This window comes from Stenotrophomonas sp. STEN014, assembly GCF_056760315.1.
On sequence record NZ_JBRREN010000006.1, the window covers coordinates 61,220 to 77,520 of the forward strand.

Sequence of the window (16,301 nt, forward strand, 5' to 3'; positions counted from 1 at the left end):
CTCAGTTCACGAAGCCGGCCAGGCTGGTTTCGATATTGCGCGGGTTCTCGCCCTGGGCAATGGCGATCAGCCCTTCGATGATCATCTCGTGCTCGCGGCTGTTGTGGGCGATCACGCCCTTGAGCTTGGCGGCCACGGGCAGGAACAGCAGGTTGGCCGAGGCGATGCCGTAGATGGTGGCGGTGAACGCCGCGGCGATGCCGTGACCGAGCTTGCTCGGATCGGCCAGGTTCTTCATGACCGCGATCAGGCCCAGCACCGCGCCGATGATGCCCAGGGTTGGGGCGTAGATGCCCATGCCCTCGAACACCTTGGTCGCGGCCAGGTCACGGTGTTCCTGGCTGCCCAGTTCGATCTCCATGATGTGGCGGATGGTTTCCGGCTCCACGCCATCGACCACCAGTTGCAGGCCTTTGCGTACGAACGGGTCGTCCTGCAGCTCCACCTGCGGTTCCAGTCCGAGCAGACCCTGGCGGCGGGCGATGTTGCTCCAGTCCACGATCTGCTGGATCAATGCCTGACGGTCACTTTCCGGCGGCCGCACCACCCAGCGCACGATCTTGAAGGCGTGCTTGAAGACGGCTGGCGAGGTGTGCAGCAGGATCGCCGCCGCCGTGCCGACGATGACGATCACAAACGCCGCCGGCGACCACAGCGACGACAGCCCGGCACCTTTCAGGATGCTGCCGCCGACCAGCGAGGCCAGCGCGAGAAAAAGTCCGATGATGCTGAGTCTGTCCATTTGAAAGATATCGGCCTTGAGTGGGGCTACTTGAACGGGAAGCGTCAGTCCTGCGGGTTGCGCAGGCCATCGACGTCGAGGATCAGCGCCATGCGGCCATCACCGATCAGGGTCGCGCCGGCGTAGCCCGGCAGACCGCGCAGCGCCTTGGGCAGGGGTTTGATCACCACTTCTTCGCGGCCACGCACCTGATCCACCACCAGGCCGAAGCGCGCTTCGCCGACCTGCAGCACGACAATGGTCAGCAGCTGCGAGGCCGCCGGGGTCACGTCCAGCCAGCGGCGCAGGTCCACCAGTGCCAGCGTGTGCGATTTGCGGTCCAGCACCGCGCGGCCGTCGAACCAGCCCAGCGCGGTGGCCGGGGCGTGCAGCACTTCCATCACGCGCGCCAGCGGCAGCGCGTAGACATCCTGACCGGCCTGCACCAGCAGCGTCGGCAGGATTGCCAGGGTCAACGGCACACGGATCAGGAAGCGGCTGCCGCGACCGAGTTCGGACTGGATCTGGATCTGGCCGCTGAGTTCGCGGATGCGCGACTGCACCACGTCCATGCCCACGCCGCGGCCGGAGATGTCGGTGACCTGCTGTTTGGTCGAAAAGCCGGGCAGGAACACCAGGTGCAGGCATTCCTCGCTGCTCAGGCGGGCGGCGGCTTCCGGATCGATCAGGCCCTTCTCGCGGGCCTTGGCGCGCAGGCGCTCGGGATCGATGCCGGCCCCGTCATCCTGGATCTCGATGGAGACGTAGTCGCCTTCCTGCTGCGCGGTCAGGCGGACCTGGCCCACGCGCGGTTTGCCCTGCGCTTCACGCAAGTCGGGCGCTTCCACGCCGTGGTCGATGGCGTTGCGCACCAGGTGCACCAGCGGATCGGCCAAGGCTTCGACCAGATTGCGGTCCAGCTCGGTGTCGGCGCCGATCAGCTCCAGGTCCACTTCCTTGTTCAACGAGCGCGCGACGTCACGGGCGACCTTGGGGAAGCGCGAGAACACCTTGCCGACCGGCTGCATGCGCGTGCGCATGACTGCCGATTGCAGGCGCGCGGTGGCGATATCCAGGGTGGACACGGCACGATCCAGTTCCTCGTCCTTCAACCGCGTGCGCAGGGTCTTGAGACGGTTGCGGGCCAGTACCAGCTCACCGATCAGGTTGACGATGGCATCCAGCCGCTTGGTGTCCACGCGTACCGTCTGCTCGGCTTCGGTCGCCTTGCCTGTGGCTTTGGGCGGCGGTGCCGGCCGGGACGCCGGGGCAGGAGGCGTTGCCGTTGCGGCGGGCGCTGGCGGCGCAGCGGCAGCAGATTGCGCGCCTGGGGCGGCGCCTCCATGCAGCTGGTCGAGCAACGCTTCAAACTCATCTTCGCTGATCAGGTCATCGCCCGCTTTGGCTGCGGGGGCCGCGCCGGGCGCGGTGGGGCCGTGCAGGGCGTCCAGCAGCGCTTCGAATTCGTCCTCGCTGATCAGGTCGCTGTCGGCGGCGGCCGGCGCGGTTTTCACCGGCGCAGCGACGGGCGCCGCGCCGATGTCGAACTGGGCGATCAGGCTGGCCGGGGCGTGAGCCGGGTCGGTGCCGGCGGACACCGCATCGAGCATCGACTGCAGCCAGTCCAGCGATTGCTGGGCGGCATCGAAATGATGGGCCAGCAATTGGGCCTTGCCAGACCGGGCCATGCCCAGGGTTTCTTCTGCCGCATGGCACAGCTCGACCATCGGCGTGATCGACAGGAAGCCGGCGCCGCCCTTGAGCGTGTGGAAACCGCGGAACACCACATTGAGCTGGTCGGCATCCTGCGGGGCCTGTTCCAGCGCCACCAGTTGCTCGCCGAGGCGATCGAGGATTTCCTGCGCTTCAAGGATGAAGTCGGCGGCGATGTCGTCGGCAAAAGCACTCATGTGTTTACAGCCCCAGATCCGAGAGCAGGTCGTCAGCGTCATGCTGGGAGACGGCGTGGCGGTCCAGGCCGCTGACCGCCGGGCCAGCCAGCCCGGCATTGCGTGCGTCTTCCTCCGGTGGCGGCAGCCCCAGCGCACCGAAGCCTTCGTGCACGCGGCGGACGATGCCGACCACGCGACGGATGATCTGCCCGGTCAGGTCCTGGTAGCTCTGGGTCAGCGCCACCTCGGTGAGGTTGTGGCGGATGCGGTCCAGGATCACGTCCTGTCCGGGATTCAGGCCTTCGGCGCGCAGCTGTTCGGTCAGCGTGCGGCATTCCTCGGCCAGGTCCAGCGTGCGATGGGTCGCTTTTTCGGTCATCTCGACCACGTGGTCCAGGCGCGCGCAGGCATCGTCCAGTTCGCCGGCATCGGTGGTGATGCTGGGCAGTTCGCCCAGCGCCTGGCCCAGTTCGCGGGCCAGCCGGCCCAGGCCGGCCATCATCGGCTGGGTGCGCAGCGCGGCCAGCGCGTCGATCTCGCGACGCCAGCCGGCTTCGTCACCGCTCTCCAATGCGGCCAGTGCATCCTGCAGGCGCTGGATCAGGGCGCTCTTGTCGCCCAGGGTTTCGCTGTGACCGGCCATCAGGCGCTCGCCGCCAGACGCTCGAAGATCTTGCCGAGCTTTTCTTCCAGGGTCTGCGCGGTGAACGGCTTGATGATGTAGCCGTTCACGCCGGCCTGGGCCGCTTCGATGATCTGTTCGCGCTTGGCCTCGGCGGTGACCATCAGCACCGGCAGGGTCTTGAGCCTGGCGTCGGCGCGGATCGCCTTGAGCAGCTCGATGCCGGTCATCACCGGCATGTTCCAGTCGGTGACAACGAAATCGAACGGCTGGCTCTGCAGCAGCGACAGCGCCGCATGCCCGTCCTCGGCTTCCGCGGTATTGGTGAAGCCCAGGTCGCCGAGCAGGTTCTTGACGATGCGGCGCATGGTCGAGAAGTCGTCGACGATCAGGATGCGCATGTTCTTGTTCAAAGGGCTTTCCTCTTCATGGTTCCTCGAGACCGGCGTCTGCCGCCTCGAATATCTTCAATCGGCCGCGCAGGCGCAGCGTGGCCTGGCCGTGGATCTGGCAGACACGCGATTCGCTGACACCCAGTACCGCGCCGATTTCCTTCAGGTTCAATTCCTGCTCGTAGTAGAGCGAGAGCACCAGCTGTTCGCGCTCGGGCAACTGGGCGATGGCCTTGCCCAGTTCGGCGCCGAACTGGCTGCGTTCGAGCATCTGCTGCGGGGTCGGGCCGCCGCTGGCCGGCGTGTCCAGCTCGCCCTGGTCCTCGATCCGCGATTCCAGGCTCAGCACCTGGCCACGCGAGGCGTCTTCGATCAGCCGCATGTACTCGGGCAGCGGGATGTCCATGGCCTCGGCCACCTCGGTAGCGCTGGCGGCACGGCCGCTGGCCTGCTCCAGCCGGCGGATGGTGCCGGCCGCTTCACGGGCACGCCGGTGCACCGAGCGTGGCACCCAGTCGCCGCGCCGGATCTCGTCGATCATCGAGCCGCGGATGCGGATCGAGGCATAGGTCTCGAACGATGCTCCCTGGTCGGCATCGTAGCTGCGCGATGCTTCCAGCAGACCCATCATGCCTGCCTGGATCAGATCGTCGATCTCCACGCTGGCCGGCAGGCGCGCGGCCATGTGATGGGCGATGCGGCGTACCAGGTCCGCGTGCTGGGCGATGCAGTCATTGCTGCTGGCGCGTTGCACTTCACGGTACTGGGCGGCGGGATTCATGCAGGCACCCCGCGCTGGATGATGCGTTCCAGGAAGAACTCGACGCCGCCGCGGGCTTCGGTCGGGGCTTCCCAGCGCGAGGTTCGCAGCGCGATTTCCTGGAGGGCCAGCGCGGCCGGCGAAGACGGATACGCCTTCACCACCGGCTGCTGGCGCTGCACCGACAGGCGCAGCCAGTCGTCCTGCGGCACGCAGCCCAGGTAATTCAGCGATACATCCGCCAGGAATTTGTCGCACACGCGCACCAGCTTCTCGTACAGCACACGGCCTTCGTTGGGGTCGCGCACCATGTTGGCCACGACCTGCATGCGGTCCACGCCGCGTTCGCGCGAGAGCACCTTGATCAGCGCATAGGCGTCGGTGATCGAGGCCGGTTCGTCGCAGACCACCACCACCGTGTCCTGCGCGGCCTGGCAGAAGGTCAGCACGCTGTCGGTGATGCCGGCAGCGGTGTCGATGATCATCACGTCCAGCTCGCGCTCGAGCTCGGAGAACACGTTGACCAGACCGACATGCTCGGCCGGCTGCAGCTCGGCCATGTGCCGTCGACCGGATGCGGCCGGCACCACCAGCACGCCGTTGGGGCCTTCGATGATCACCTCGTCCAGCGTGCAGCGCCCGGCGACCAGGTCGGCCAGGGTGTGCTTGGGCTGCAGGCCCAGGATCACGTCGATGTTGGCCAGGCCCAGGTCGGCGTCCAGCAGCAGGGTGCGTTTGCCCATGCCGGCCAGGGCGACGGCCATATTGGCCGAGACGTTGGTTTTACCCACGCCGCCCTTGCCGCCGGTGATCGCAATCGTGCGTACCGGACCGGCCGGCTCGCGACGCGTGGCCGAAAGCGGGAAGGTGTTGGTCAGTTGGGCGTACTCACGCGACGGCATTGTTGGACTCCAGGTTGCAGGGCATATCGGCCGCGCGGCGCAAATCTTCAAGGCGAAGTACAAGATTCGCCGCCGAGGCGCGATGCAGGTCCTCCGGCACGTCCTGGCCGTCGGTCACCCAGGTGATCGGCAGGTTGTGGTCCACCGCCACCGACAGCGCCGAACCGAACCGGCCGGTCTCATCGAGCTTGGTCAGCACCAGCCCCTGCGGATTGGCGGCGCCGAAGCGGCGTACCACCTCGTCCATGTCCTGGAAACTGGTATTGGCAGGCAGTACCAGCAAGGTGCGGATCTGGCCGGCGGCGCGCAGCCACTGCAGCTGGGCGGCCAGGGCGCGGTCGCGCTGGCCCAGGCCGGCGGTGTCGATCAGCACCAGCTTGTAGTCGGCCAGGCGCTCCAGCAGCTGGGTGAGATTGGTGCCGCTGTTGGCCTCGTGCACGGCCACGCCGAGCTGGCGGCCGAAGCCGTAGAGCTGCTCGCGGGCGCCGATGCGCTGGGTGTCGGTGGTGACCAGGGCCACGTCGCGGGCGGCGTGGGCTTCGGCGAAACGCGAGGCCAGCTTGGCGATGGTGGTGGTCTTGCCGGCGCCGGTGGGGCCGACCAGGGCGATGACGCCGCCGCTTTCGATCGGGTCGATCGGCGCGATCGGCAGCTTCTTCGAGACCAGCCCCAGCATCAGGCCACGGGCGCGGGCCGGATCGGTCTCCAGCGGAATCTGCATGACCACGTCCCGGGCCAGGCCGGCGTCGAAGCCGTATTCGTCCATCAGGTCCAGCGCGCTGGCCCGCACGGCGCTGCCGCGCAGGCGCTCATCGGTGAAGCGGTTCATCTCGCGCTCGATCAGCTGGCGCATGCCGGCCACTTCCTGGCGCAACTCGCGCATCTGCGCATCGTCGTGCGGGACCGGGCTGGCCACGGCGACCAGCGTCGGGGCGGCCGCCGCCGTGGAGATGGCAGGTGCCGCGGCCGGTTCCGGCAAGGCCGGCAGCTGTGGCGGGGTCCCCGGCGTGCTGGCAGCTTCCGCAGCGGGCGCCACTTCAAAGGTGGGCTCCGCCGCGGGTTCCAGCGGTGGATCGATCAGGAAATTGGCGCGGTTGAGCGCTGGCACGGGCGCGGCCTGCAGCGGCTGCGAGGCGGCAACGGCAACCGGCTGCCTGGCGCTGCCCGGCGCGAGGAAGGCCGGCACCACCGGCTCGTCATCACACGGCGGCAGTGTGGCGAACGTCTGCGGCGGCGGCACTGTCGCTGCCGGGGCGGGTTCCGGGCGCGGCTGCAGCATCGCGGCGAAACGGCCGCGGGCGGGCAGGTCGGTGCTGCTCTCGATGGAGCGGCCGGTGGCGCCCACGGCCGAGCGGGCCAGCGCGGCCACCGCCGAAGTGGTGGGAATGACGGCTTCCGGCTCCGGCGCCTTGCGGCGGGTCACGGCGGCCATGATCGCTTCGGCGGCGCTGCGCGGCTTGGGCGGCGCTGGCGGGGCCGGGCGGGCCGCTTCCAGTGCGCGCTGCACCACGGCTTCGTCGTAGCTGGCGGCCGCCACGATCTCGACACCTTCCTCGATCCGCCGGTTGGACAGGATCACGGCATCCGGGCCGTGCTCCTTGCGCACCAGGTTCATGGCCGTACGCATATCGGCGGCGACGAAACGTTTGATTTTCATGCTGTGGTACCGGGAATTGGAGTGCGGTTGCAAGGAAGGCGAGGGGGCGTTGGCAATGTCATGCATGGCGGGAGGTGCTCCTTCGTCCTTCATTGCTGCGGATAGGGTTCAGATGTCTGTTTTCCGTCGCGGGTGCCGGTTTCCAGTGCCTCAACTGATCGTGCCGACCAGTTTCAGGCGCTTGTCTTCCGGCACTTCGCTGTAGGCCAGCACCGACAGCGAGGGCACGCTGTGGCGGACCATCCGGGCGAGTGCGGCGCGGACCGGGCCTGGTACCAGCACCACCGCCGGCTCGTTGCGCGCCTCCTGCTTGCCCACACATTCGGCAAGACTCTGATGGAGGCGTTCGGCGAGACCCGGTTCCAGTGCGGCACCATTGCCTTGCGTGGATTCCTGCAAGACCCGTTCCAATTGCGGGTTGAGGGTGAACACCGGCAGCTCGGCCGACATTCCGGCGATCTCCTGCACGATGAAACGGCCCAGCGCGTTGCGCACGGCAGCGGTGAGGATGGCCGGGTCCTGGGTCTGCGGGGCGTTCTCCACCAGGGCTTCGGCGATCTTGCGCAGCTGCCGTACCGGGATGCGCTCGGTGAGCAGGTTCTGCAGCACGCGGGCGACCACGGAAATCGGCAGCGCCTTGGGGGTGAGATCTTCCACCAGCTTGGGCGCGCTCTTGGCCAGCGTGGCCAGCAGCTGCTGCACTTCCTCGTGGCCGAGCAGCTCGGGCGCGTGTTCGCGGATCAGGTGCGACAGGTGCGTGGCGACCACGGTGGCCGGGTCGACCACGGTGTAGCCCATCGACTCGGCATGGGCGCGCTGGTGTGGCTGGATCCAGGTAGCGTCCAGGCCGAACGCCGGGTCCTTGCCGGGAATACCGTCCAGCTGGCCCAGTGCGCTACCCGGATCCAGCGCCAGTTCGCGGTCGGGATGGATCTCGGCGCTGGCCACCGGCACCCCGTGGATCAGCAGCCGGTAGCCGGTCGCCGGCAGCTCCAGGTTGTCGCGGATATGCACCGAGGGAATCAGGAAACCGACATCCTGGGTGAGCTTGCGGCGTACGCCCTTGATGCGCGCCATCAACTCGCCGCCCTGGGCCTTGTCCACCAGCGGAATCAAACGGTAGCCGACTTCCAGACCCAGCGGATCGATCGGGCGCAGTTCGTCCCAGGTCAGCTCGGCGGTAGGGGCCGGCTGCGGCGGGGACAGGCCCGGGATGTCGCCGGGCGCGGTGGCCGGATCGGCGCCGCTGGCGGCCGCGGCGCCGTCACGTTTCCAGAACTTCCAGGCCAGGAAGCCGAGAATCGCCGCCAGCGTCAGGAAGGCGACGTTGGGCATGCCCGGCACCAGGCCGACCAGGCCGATGATGCCGGCGGCGATGGCCAGGGCACGGTACTGGCCGAACACCTGGCCCATCATCGCCTGGCTCATGTCCTGCTTGCGCGAGGCGCGGGTGACCAGCAGTGCGACCGCGCTGGACACCAGCAGCGCCGGCAGCTGCGCGACCAGACCGTCACCGATGGACAGCAGGGTGTAGGTGGCGGCCGCGTCGCCGAACGGCATGCCGTGCTGCAGCACGCCAACGGCCAGGCCGCCGAGCAGATTGATGAACAGGATCAGGATGCCGGCGATCGCATCACCGCGGATGAACTTGTTGGCGCCATCCATCGCACCGTAGAAATCGGCTTCCTCGCGGACTTCCTCGCGACGGATCTTGGCTTCCTCGCGCGTCAGCAAACCGGCGTTGAGGTCGGCATCGATGGCCATCTGCTTGCCGGGCATGGCATCGAGGGTGAAGCGTGCGGCCACTTCGGACACGCGTCCGGCGCCCTTGGTGATGACCACGAAGTTGATGATGGTCAGGATCGCGAACACCACGATGCCGACGGCATAGTTGCCGCCGATCACGAATTCGCCGAACGAGGCGATCACCTTGCCGGCCGCCTCGTGGCCATTCTGGCCATTGAGCAGGATCACCCGGGTGGAGGCCACGTTCAGTGCCAGCCGCAGCATCGTGGTGATCAGCAGCACGATCGGGAAGATGGTGAAATCCAGCGGCCGCTGCACATAGACCACCGCCAGCAGCACCATCAGCGAAATGGCGATGTTGAAGGTGAACAGTGCATCCAGCACCGGCGCGGCCAGTGGCATCACCACCATCGCCAGCAGCGCCAGCACGATCAACGGCGTTCCCAGCCCGTTGCGCATCATCTCCAGCACCCGGCGCACGCCAAATGGCATCGATTGCATGCTCATGGTGTGCCTGCCTTGCCGAACTCATCCACCTCGAACGGCGGTTGCGCGGGCATGGGTCCGGTGCGCCACTGGCGCAGCTGGTAGACGTAGGACAGGACCTGGGCAACAGCCGAATACAGTCTCACGGGAATTTCCTTGCCGAGTTGCCCTTCTCTATACAAGGCGCGTGCCAAAGGCGGAGCGGAGACGATGGCGACCTTGTTGCCGTCGGCCACCTGGCGGATGCGCAGGGCCAGCTCATCGACACCGCGGGCCACCACCGTCGGCGCGTTCATGCGGCCACCTTCGTACTTCAGCGCCACCGCGTAATGGGTCGGGTTGACCACGACGACGTCGGCGCCGGGTACTGCTTCCATCATCCGCCGCTGCGACAGCTGCATCTGCATCTGGCGGATGCGGCCCTTGATCTCGGGGCTGCCTTCGCTTTCCTTGAGCTCGCGCTTGAGCTCCTCGCGGGTCATCTTCAGCTTCCGCAGCCAGTTCCACTTCTGGTACGGCGCGTCGATGGCCGCCAGCAGGCACATCGCCCCGGCGGTGGCCAGCAGCAGCTGCAAGGTGAAGCCGAACCCGCTGCTTGCCGCGCTCTCCAGCGGCATGCGCAGCAGCCCGCGCAAGCGGTCCATGCCATGCCACATGCACAGCCCGGCGGCGGTGCCGACGAATACGATCCGCAACAGGGACTTGGCCAGTTCGGCCAGGGCTTCCGGACCGTACTGCCGCTTGAGCCCGCTCATCGGATTGAGCCGGTTGAAATCCGGCATCAGCGCCTTCTGCGAGACGCGCAGGCCACCCATCACCACCGGGGCCACAAAGCTGGCCAGCACGCACACCAGGATCAGCGGTGAAATGGCCACCATCAACTTCAACAGCAGCCAGCCGGCGTGCCCGAACAGCGCGTCAGGGTTGCGGAACAGCGCCGCCTCCGGGGTCAGGGCGCCCCGTAACCAGCTGCGGGTGCCGCTGCCGATGGTGCCGGCCATGGCGTAGATGGCCAGCACGCCCGCGCTGAACACCGCGGCGGTGGCCAGCTCGCGCGAACGCGGGATGTTGCCCTGTTCGCGGGCGTCGCGCAGGCGTTTTTCGGTGGGAAGTTCGGTCTTTTCGCCGGACTGGTCGTTCTCGGACATCACGCGGCACGGAAGGGGAGCTCACTGTCTCCGTGCAAGAAGCGTTCCGCTCGCCGCGGCGCTCAGGGTCCGCTGTGGTCCACCGCCGGAAGCGCCACGCCGCCATGCAGGCGCATGAAGCTTTCGGCACTGACCGGCTGGCCGAGCTGGTTGCCTTGCAGGTAGTCGCAGCCCAGACGCTCGATATAGGTACGCTGGCCCTGCGTTTCTATGCCCTCGGCGACGACGTCCATGTTCAGCGCATGGCCCAGCGCGATGATGGCCGAGATGATCACCACATCCTCGTCGCTCTCTTCCACCGCCAGGATGAAGGCCCGGTCGATCTTCAACTCGGTGGCGGGCAGGCGCTTGAGCTGCAGCAGGCTGGAGTAGCCGGTGCCGAAGTCGTCGATGGAAATGCCGATGCCCAGCGCCGCCAGCGCGCGCAACGAGGTGGAGGTGGTGTCGGCATCGTGCATCACCACGCTTTCGCTGATTTCAAGGATCAGGCGCGAGGGGTGCAGTCCGTTGTGCTCCAGGATCTGGCGGACCTGGCCCAGCAGCTGGCCCGAACCGAGCTGGCGGCTGGACAGGTTGACCGATATCCGCCAGTCCTGGTGACCGGCATCCTGCCAGCTGCGCATCTGCCGGCAGGCCTCGTTCAACACCCACTTGCCCAGCGGCTCCATCAGGTCGTGCTGTTCGGCCAGCCGGATCACCCGTTCGCACGGGATCAGGCCATGTTCGGGATGGCGCCAGCGCAGCAGCGCTTCGGCCCCGCCGACACGGCCGCTGTTGGCATGGATGCGAGGCTGGTAATGCAGCAGCAGTTGCGGCGTGCCGATGGCCGAGCGCAGGTCCGCGAGCAGGCGGATATCCTGCTCGACGCTGCCCTTCATCCACTCGGCATAGACCGCGTGGATGTTGCGCCCGGCCTGCTGCGCGTGGCGCATCGCGATCTCCGACAGCGATACCAGCGACTGGCCGGCCTCGGTGTCGGCGCTGAGCAGGGCCACGCCGATACTGCAGGTCACGCGCATGTCGCGGCCGCCCACGCGCAGGGTGTTGATCGCGGTGATGACGCGCTCGGCCAGTCGTCTGGCCGCTGGCTCGTCCTCAATCGGCGTGGCGATCACGAACTGGTCGCCACCGAGCCGGGCGACCAGATCCCGGGCGCACATCAGCTGCCTGAGGCGTTCGGACACGCCGACCAGGACGGTGTCTCCGACATGATGGCCGAAGGCGCCGTTGATCTGGCGCAACTCGTCCAGATCCAGCGAGAGCACGGCCAGACTGTGGCCGGCGTCGCGGGCGCTGGCTATCTGCTGGTCGATCCGTTCAAGCGCCCGCTGGCGGTTGGGCAGGCCGGTCAGCGGGTCGTGCAGGTTGGCGTGGAACAGCTCCTTGCGCGCGTCGTCCAGCGAGGCGGCCAGCATGGAGTTGCGCAGGTGCAGCAGCCGGCTCCGGGTACGTTGTTCCAGCAGCGAGACCAGCAGCGTCACGCCGATCACCGCGACCGATACCACCACCACGAAGGCGGCCAGCCATTCGGTTGGCAGCCCGCCCGTACCGGCCGCGGCGCAGACACTGCCCTCGGCAAAATGCGCCGCGGCCATGCCGGTGTAGTGCATGCCGACGATCGCCAGCCCCAGCACGACAGCGGCGGCCAGACGCGCCGGCAGCGGGTGGTCGCTGGCGCGCAGGCGGAAGGCGATGAGCAACGCGCTCCAGGAGGCGGCAACGGCGATCACGATGGACAGCGCGAACCAGAAACGGTCGTATTCGATCTGCGGATGCATGCGCAGGGCGGTCATGCCGAGGTAATGCATGCAGGCGATGCCTATTCCCATCAGCAGCGCGCCCAGCGCCAGCCACAGATGCGGCAGGGTCGGGCGCGAGACCAGCCACAGCGCGAACAGCGCGCTGGCGATGGCCACCAGCAGCGATTGCAGCGTCAGCCACAGGTCATAGCCCACCGGGATTGGCAGGCGGAAGGCGAGCATGCCGATGAAGTGCATCGACCAGATACCCGCACCCATCGCGCCGCTGCCGGCCAGCAGCCACAGCGCGGCGCTGCGGCGCGAATCGGCGACGGACACGCGGGCGGCCATGTCCAGCGCCGTGTATGACGCCAGAATGGCGACCAGAACTGAAAGCACGACGAACAACGGGTTATAGCTGCCGACGAGCATCAGGACCCCTCCGGAGATGGCGCACCGCACCGTCCCGGTGCGAGGTGGCAGGCAGCTCCGCTGTCACGGCAGTACCCGCGCGGCTCCCAGACTACCTACACCATGGGGGGGGGAAGCAAGAGGCGGGCGTATCGGCGCGGCAAAAAGGGCCTCAGCCGGTCGCGGATCAGCCGGTGACCTGGCGGGCGGTATCGAAGGCGGTGTCGAGCAGGCGTTGCACCGGCGGTCCCATTTCGCCGGCCAGCAGTGCCAGCAGCAGCATGCCCAGCAGCAGGGATACCGGCAGGCCCAGCTGGATCGGGTTCAAGGCCGGGGCCGCGCGGGCCAGCACGCCGAAGGCCAGATTGACCGCCAGCATGGCCACCGTCAGCGGCAGCGCTAGGGTCAGTGCGCCACGGAAGATCTGCAATGCGAGGGTTGGCGCCAGCGCCGCCATGGCGTGCGGATCGGGCAGGGCGGTGCCGATGGGCAGGGCCTTGTAGCTGTCCATCAACAGGGAAATCAGCGCCAGGTGGCCGTTGGCGGTGAAGAACAGCAGGCCGAACAGCAGGTAGAACCATTGCCCGATCACGCCGGAGCTGCCGCCGCGCATCGGATCGTTCATTTGCGCAAACGCCAGCCCGGTACCCTGCGCGACCATTTCGCCGGCCATCGCGCCGGCTTCGAAGATCAGCCGCAGCAGGAAGCCGATCGACACCCCGACCGCCAGCTCGCGGGCGATGGTCAGCACGGTGGCGGCATCGAAGCCGTTCCACACCGGTACCGGCGGCAGGATCGGAGCCAGTGCCACCGACAGGGCGACCGCCAGCATTGCCCGTACCCTTGCCGGCACCGCGCGGGTGCCGACCATCGGCATCGCCATCAGCATGGCGCCCACGCGCAGCATCATCCACAGCACGTTGCCGATCAGGGCGAATGCCTGCTGCCCGTCGATGGCCATCTGGGTTGCGCTGTCCACGTGGCGGCCTATCCGATCAGATGGGGAATGCGCTGGAACAGCAAGGTGGTGAATTCCACCAGATGGCCGATCAGCAGGCTGCCCAGCGCAAACAGCGCCACGGTCAGGCCGGCGGCCTTGGCGACGAAGGCGATGGTGGGTTCATTGAGCTGGGTCGCCGCCTGGATCACACCGACCACCACGCCGATCACCAGCACGGTGAGCAGCAACGGGCCGGCGACCCAGAGCGTGGCGACAAGGCCACCGCGCAGTTCGGTGAGGGCAAGTTCAGGGCTCAAGACATCGCTCCTCAGACGGCGTTGAAGCTGGCGGCAAGAGTGCCGACCACCAGTACCCAGCCATCGACCAGTACGAACAGCAGGATCTTGAAGGGGGCGGAAATGATCATCGGCGAAAGCATCATCATGCCCATCGACATCAGCACGCTGGCCACGACCAGGTCGATGATCAGGAACGGAATGAAGATCAGGAAGCCGATCTCGAAGGCGGTTTTCAACTCGCTGGTGACAAAGGAGGCCACCAGTACCGGGAACGGGATCGCATCCGGGCTGGCGTAGGTACCGTGACCGGCCAGGCCGGCGAAGGTCATCAGGTCGGTATCGCGCACCTGCGCCAGCATGAACGCCCGCAGCGGCTGGGTGGTCAGGGTCCACGCGGTCTGGAAGTCGATCTGACCGTCCAGATAGGGCGCCATGCCGGTGCTCCAGGATTTTTCCCAGACCGGCATCATCACCATCGCGGTCAGGAACAGCGCCAGCCCCAGCAGGATCTGGTTGGAGGGCGTCTGCCCGGTGCCCAGCGCCTGGCGCAGCAGGCCCAGCACGATGATGATGCGGGTGAAGGCGGTCAGCACCAGCAGCATTGATGGCAGCAGGGTGATGGCTGTCATCAGCAGCAGGGTCTGCAGCGGCAGGCTGACCGGCTGGCTGCCGATCTTGCCGACGTTCACATCCGGCAGCACCGGCATCTGCGGGGCTGCCGGGGTGGCCAGGGCCAGCACCGGAAAGGCGACCAGCGCCAGCAGCAACAGCCACTGCCAGCAGGAAAGGCGGGAAAGACGATGACCCGACATGATTCAGGGTTCCTTGCGCAGCTTCTGGGCAAGCAGCTGGGCGAAATTCGGTAGTTGTTTGAGATTGGGCAGCGCCGGTGGCGGCGTCTGCGGCAAGGGTTCGGGCAACTGGTGCAAGGTACTGATGCCGCCAGCGGTCACGCCCAGCAGCAGCTGCTGACCGTTGATGTCGACCACGACCACACGTTCCTTGGCACCGACGTTGAGGCTGGCCACCACCTTCATGCCTTCGGCGGGACGGAAACCGCCGCCGGGCAGGCGCTTGAGCAGCCAGCCCAGGCCGACGATCAGCGCCAGCACCATCAGCAGCGCCAGCACCGCACCGAACATGCCCGGAGCGGTGCTCGCATGCTGGCCGACCGTCGCCGGCTGGCCTTGGGCCATGGCGGCCGGTGCGGCAGTGGCAAGCAGTGCGATCAACGCAGTCTCCGGATGCGCTCGCTGGGGCTGACCACGTCGGTCAGGCGCACGCCGAAGCGGTCGTTGATCACCACCACTTCGCCATGGGCGATCAGGGTGCCGTTGACCAGGACGTCCAGCGATTCACCGGCGCCGCGCTCCAGCTCCACCACCGAGCCCTGGTTGAGCTGCAGCAGATTGCGGATCGGCACGCGCGCGCGTCCCACTTCCAGTGACAGGGTCACCGGCACATCCAGGATCACATCCAGATCCAGATCGGTGGTGGCGACGCCATCTGCCCGCAGATCGGCGAACTGGGCCGGGGTGGCCTGCGGGGTTGCGGGGGTTTCGATGTCAGTCATGGGATTTTTCCTGGATCGCCGGCAGCGTTTTGCGGGTGCCGGGCGGTTGGGTTGCAGTGATCTTGATGGCGTTGCGTTCGTTGGCCACACCGAACTCGCCAGTGAAGACAGGGATGCCTTCCACACACAGCGGGACTTCCTGGGGCAGGTCGATGGGCAGGATGTCGCCGATCTTCAGCTGGGTGAGTTCGCGCAGGCTCATGCGGCGCTTGGCCAGCACGCTGGAAAGCTCGACTTCGGCCGAATTGAGCTGCTCGCGCAGCATCACCGCCCAGCTTTCGTCGCGGTCGTTGCGGTCGCTCTGGATGCCCGCATCGAGCAGCTCGCGGATCGGCTCCAGCATCGAGTAAGGCAAGGTGATGTGGATGTCGCCACCGCCGCTCTCCAGCTCGACGTGGAAACGGCACACCACCACGTATTCGCGCGGACTGACGATGTTGGCGAAGTGGGGGTTGATCTCGGAGTTGATGTACTCGAAGTCGGTGTTCATCACCGGGCCCCAGGCTTCCTTGAGGTCGGCGAAGGCCTGCTTGAGCATCAGCTGGATCACCCGCATCTCGGTGGCGGTGAACTCGCGGCCCTCGATACGGGTGTGGTAACGGCCGTCACCACCGAAGAAGTTGTCCACCACCGCGAACACGAGGGTCGGTTCAAACACGATCAGGCCGGTGCCACGCAGCGGCTTGAAGCGGACCAGGTTGAGGTTGGTGGGCACATACAGCGAGTGCAGGTAGTCGCCGAACTTGATCAGCTCGATGCCGCGCACCGAGATTTCGGCCGAACGCCGGATCAGGTTGAACAGGCCGATACGCCACAGGCGCACGAAGCGTTCGTTGACCATTTCCAGGGTGGGCATGCGCCCGCGGATGATCCGGTCCTGGCTGGCGAAGTCGTAGGTGCGGGCTTCGCCGGGCGCCGGTTCCGGCTCGTCGGTCTCCACTTTGCCCGAATCCACGCCATGCAGCAGCGCGTCGATCTCGTCCTGTGACAGCAGGTCATTGATGCTCATCGCA

Annotated in this window: 16 protein-coding genes; all 16 read right to left on the reverse strand. The window is 67.1% G+C overall.

The window, feature by feature from the left end; all coding sequences use genetic code 11:
• Position 1: 1 nt before the first annotated feature.
• The 16 genes from ACVOMC_RS09885 to fliM all read right to left on the reverse strand — a co-directional run bounded on the left by ACVOMC_RS09885 (position 2) and on the right by fliM (position 16,297).
• Positions 2 to 742 carry a flagellar motor protein gene (locus ACVOMC_RS09885; RefSeq protein ID WP_057506487.1) on the reverse strand — a complete coding sequence of 247 codons (741 nt, stop codon included), beginning with the start codon at positions 740 to 742 and terminating at the stop codon, positions 2 to 4.
• A gap of 44 nt (positions 743 to 786) precedes the next feature.
• Positions 787 to 2,631 (reverse strand): chemotaxis protein CheA, encoded by a 1,845-nt coding sequence (locus ACVOMC_RS09890; RefSeq protein ID WP_481523801.1) that lies wholly within the window; start codon positions 2,629 to 2,631, stop codon positions 787 to 789.
• 4 nt (positions 2,632 to 2,635) lie between these two features.
• A complete protein-coding gene (locus tag ACVOMC_RS09895) occupies positions 2,636 to 3,256 on the reverse strand; it encodes a protein phosphatase CheZ (protein ID WP_057506489.1) in 621 nt (206 codons plus the stop codon).
• Entirely contained in the window at positions 3,256 to 3,648 is a 393-nt protein-coding gene (gene cheY / locus ACVOMC_RS09900) for a chemotaxis response regulator CheY (protein ID WP_054660041.1), read from the reverse strand. Before cheY ends, ACVOMC_RS09895 begins: the two co-directional genes overlap by 1 nt.
• Positions 3,649 to 3,661: 13 nt before the next feature.
• A complete protein-coding gene (locus ACVOMC_RS09905; protein WP_054660043.1) occupies positions 3,662 to 4,408 on the reverse strand; it encodes an RNA polymerase sigma factor FliA in 747 nt (248 codons plus the stop codon).
• The gene (locus tag ACVOMC_RS09910; RefSeq protein WP_054660045.1) at positions 4,405 to 5,289 is read right to left on the reverse strand and encodes a MinD/ParA family ATP-binding protein; all 885 of its coding nucleotides are present in this window, start codon (positions 5,287 to 5,289) and stop codon (positions 4,405 to 4,407) included. The genes ACVOMC_RS09905 and ACVOMC_RS09910 overlap by 4 nt, the downstream gene beginning before the upstream one ends.
• A complete protein-coding gene (gene flhF / locus ACVOMC_RS09915) occupies positions 5,276 to 6,946 on the reverse strand; it encodes a flagellar biosynthesis GTPase FlhF (protein ID WP_481523802.1) in 1,671 nt (556 codons plus the stop codon). The genes ACVOMC_RS09910 and flhF overlap by 14 nt, the downstream gene beginning before the upstream one ends.
• A 150-nt stretch (positions 6,947 to 7,096) precedes the next feature.
• On the reverse strand, positions 7,097 to 9,199 hold the full coding sequence (gene flhA / locus ACVOMC_RS09920) for a flagellar biosynthesis protein FlhA (protein WP_481523803.1): 2,103 nt from the start codon (positions 9,197 to 9,199) through the stop codon (positions 7,097 to 7,099).
• Entirely contained in the window at positions 9,196 to 10,326 is a 1,131-nt protein-coding gene (gene flhB / locus ACVOMC_RS09925) for a flagellar biosynthesis protein FlhB (RefSeq protein ID WP_481523804.1), read from the reverse strand. The genes flhA and flhB overlap by 4 nt, the downstream gene beginning before the upstream one ends.
• A gap of 62 nt (positions 10,327 to 10,388) precedes the next feature.
• Positions 10,389 to 12,497, reverse strand: a complete 2,109-nt coding sequence (locus ACVOMC_RS09930; RefSeq protein ID WP_481523805.1) for a putative bifunctional diguanylate cyclase/phosphodiesterase — start codon at positions 12,495 to 12,497, stop codon at positions 10,389 to 10,391.
• Between the two features lie 166 nt (positions 12,498 to 12,663).
• Positions 12,664 to 13,455: a flagellar biosynthetic protein FliR gene (fliR, locus tag ACVOMC_RS09935; RefSeq protein ID WP_057506492.1), complete on the reverse strand. Its 792-nt coding sequence runs from the start codon at positions 13,453 to 13,455 to the stop codon at positions 12,664 to 12,666.
• A gap of 8 nt (positions 13,456 to 13,463) precedes the next feature.
• A complete protein-coding gene (locus ACVOMC_RS09940; protein ID WP_054659996.1) occupies positions 13,464 to 13,733 on the reverse strand; it encodes a flagellar biosynthetic protein FliQ in 270 nt (89 codons plus the stop codon).
• Positions 13,734 to 13,744: 11 nt separating this feature from the next.
• Positions 13,745 to 14,527 carry a flagellar type III secretion system pore protein FliP gene (gene fliP / locus ACVOMC_RS09945; protein WP_481523806.1) on the reverse strand — a complete coding sequence of 261 codons (783 nt, stop codon included), beginning with the start codon at positions 14,525 to 14,527 and terminating at the stop codon, positions 13,745 to 13,747.
• 3 nt (positions 14,528 to 14,530) lie between these two features.
• A complete protein-coding gene (fliO, locus tag ACVOMC_RS09950; RefSeq protein ID WP_481523807.1) occupies positions 14,531 to 14,947 on the reverse strand; it encodes a flagellar biosynthetic protein FliO in 417 nt (138 codons plus the stop codon).
• Positions 14,944 to 15,288 carry a flagellar motor switch protein FliN gene (gene fliN, locus ACVOMC_RS09955; RefSeq protein WP_057506493.1) on the reverse strand — a complete coding sequence of 115 codons (345 nt, stop codon included), beginning with the start codon at positions 15,286 to 15,288 and terminating at the stop codon, positions 14,944 to 14,946. Before fliN ends, fliO begins: the two co-directional genes overlap by 4 nt.
• On the reverse strand, positions 15,281 to 16,297 hold the full coding sequence (gene fliM, locus ACVOMC_RS09960) for a flagellar motor switch protein FliM (RefSeq protein ID WP_054659989.1): 1,017 nt from the start codon (positions 16,295 to 16,297) through the stop codon (positions 15,281 to 15,283). The genes fliN and fliM overlap by 8 nt, the downstream gene beginning before the upstream one ends.
• Positions 16,298 to 16,301: the final 4 nt, after the last annotated feature.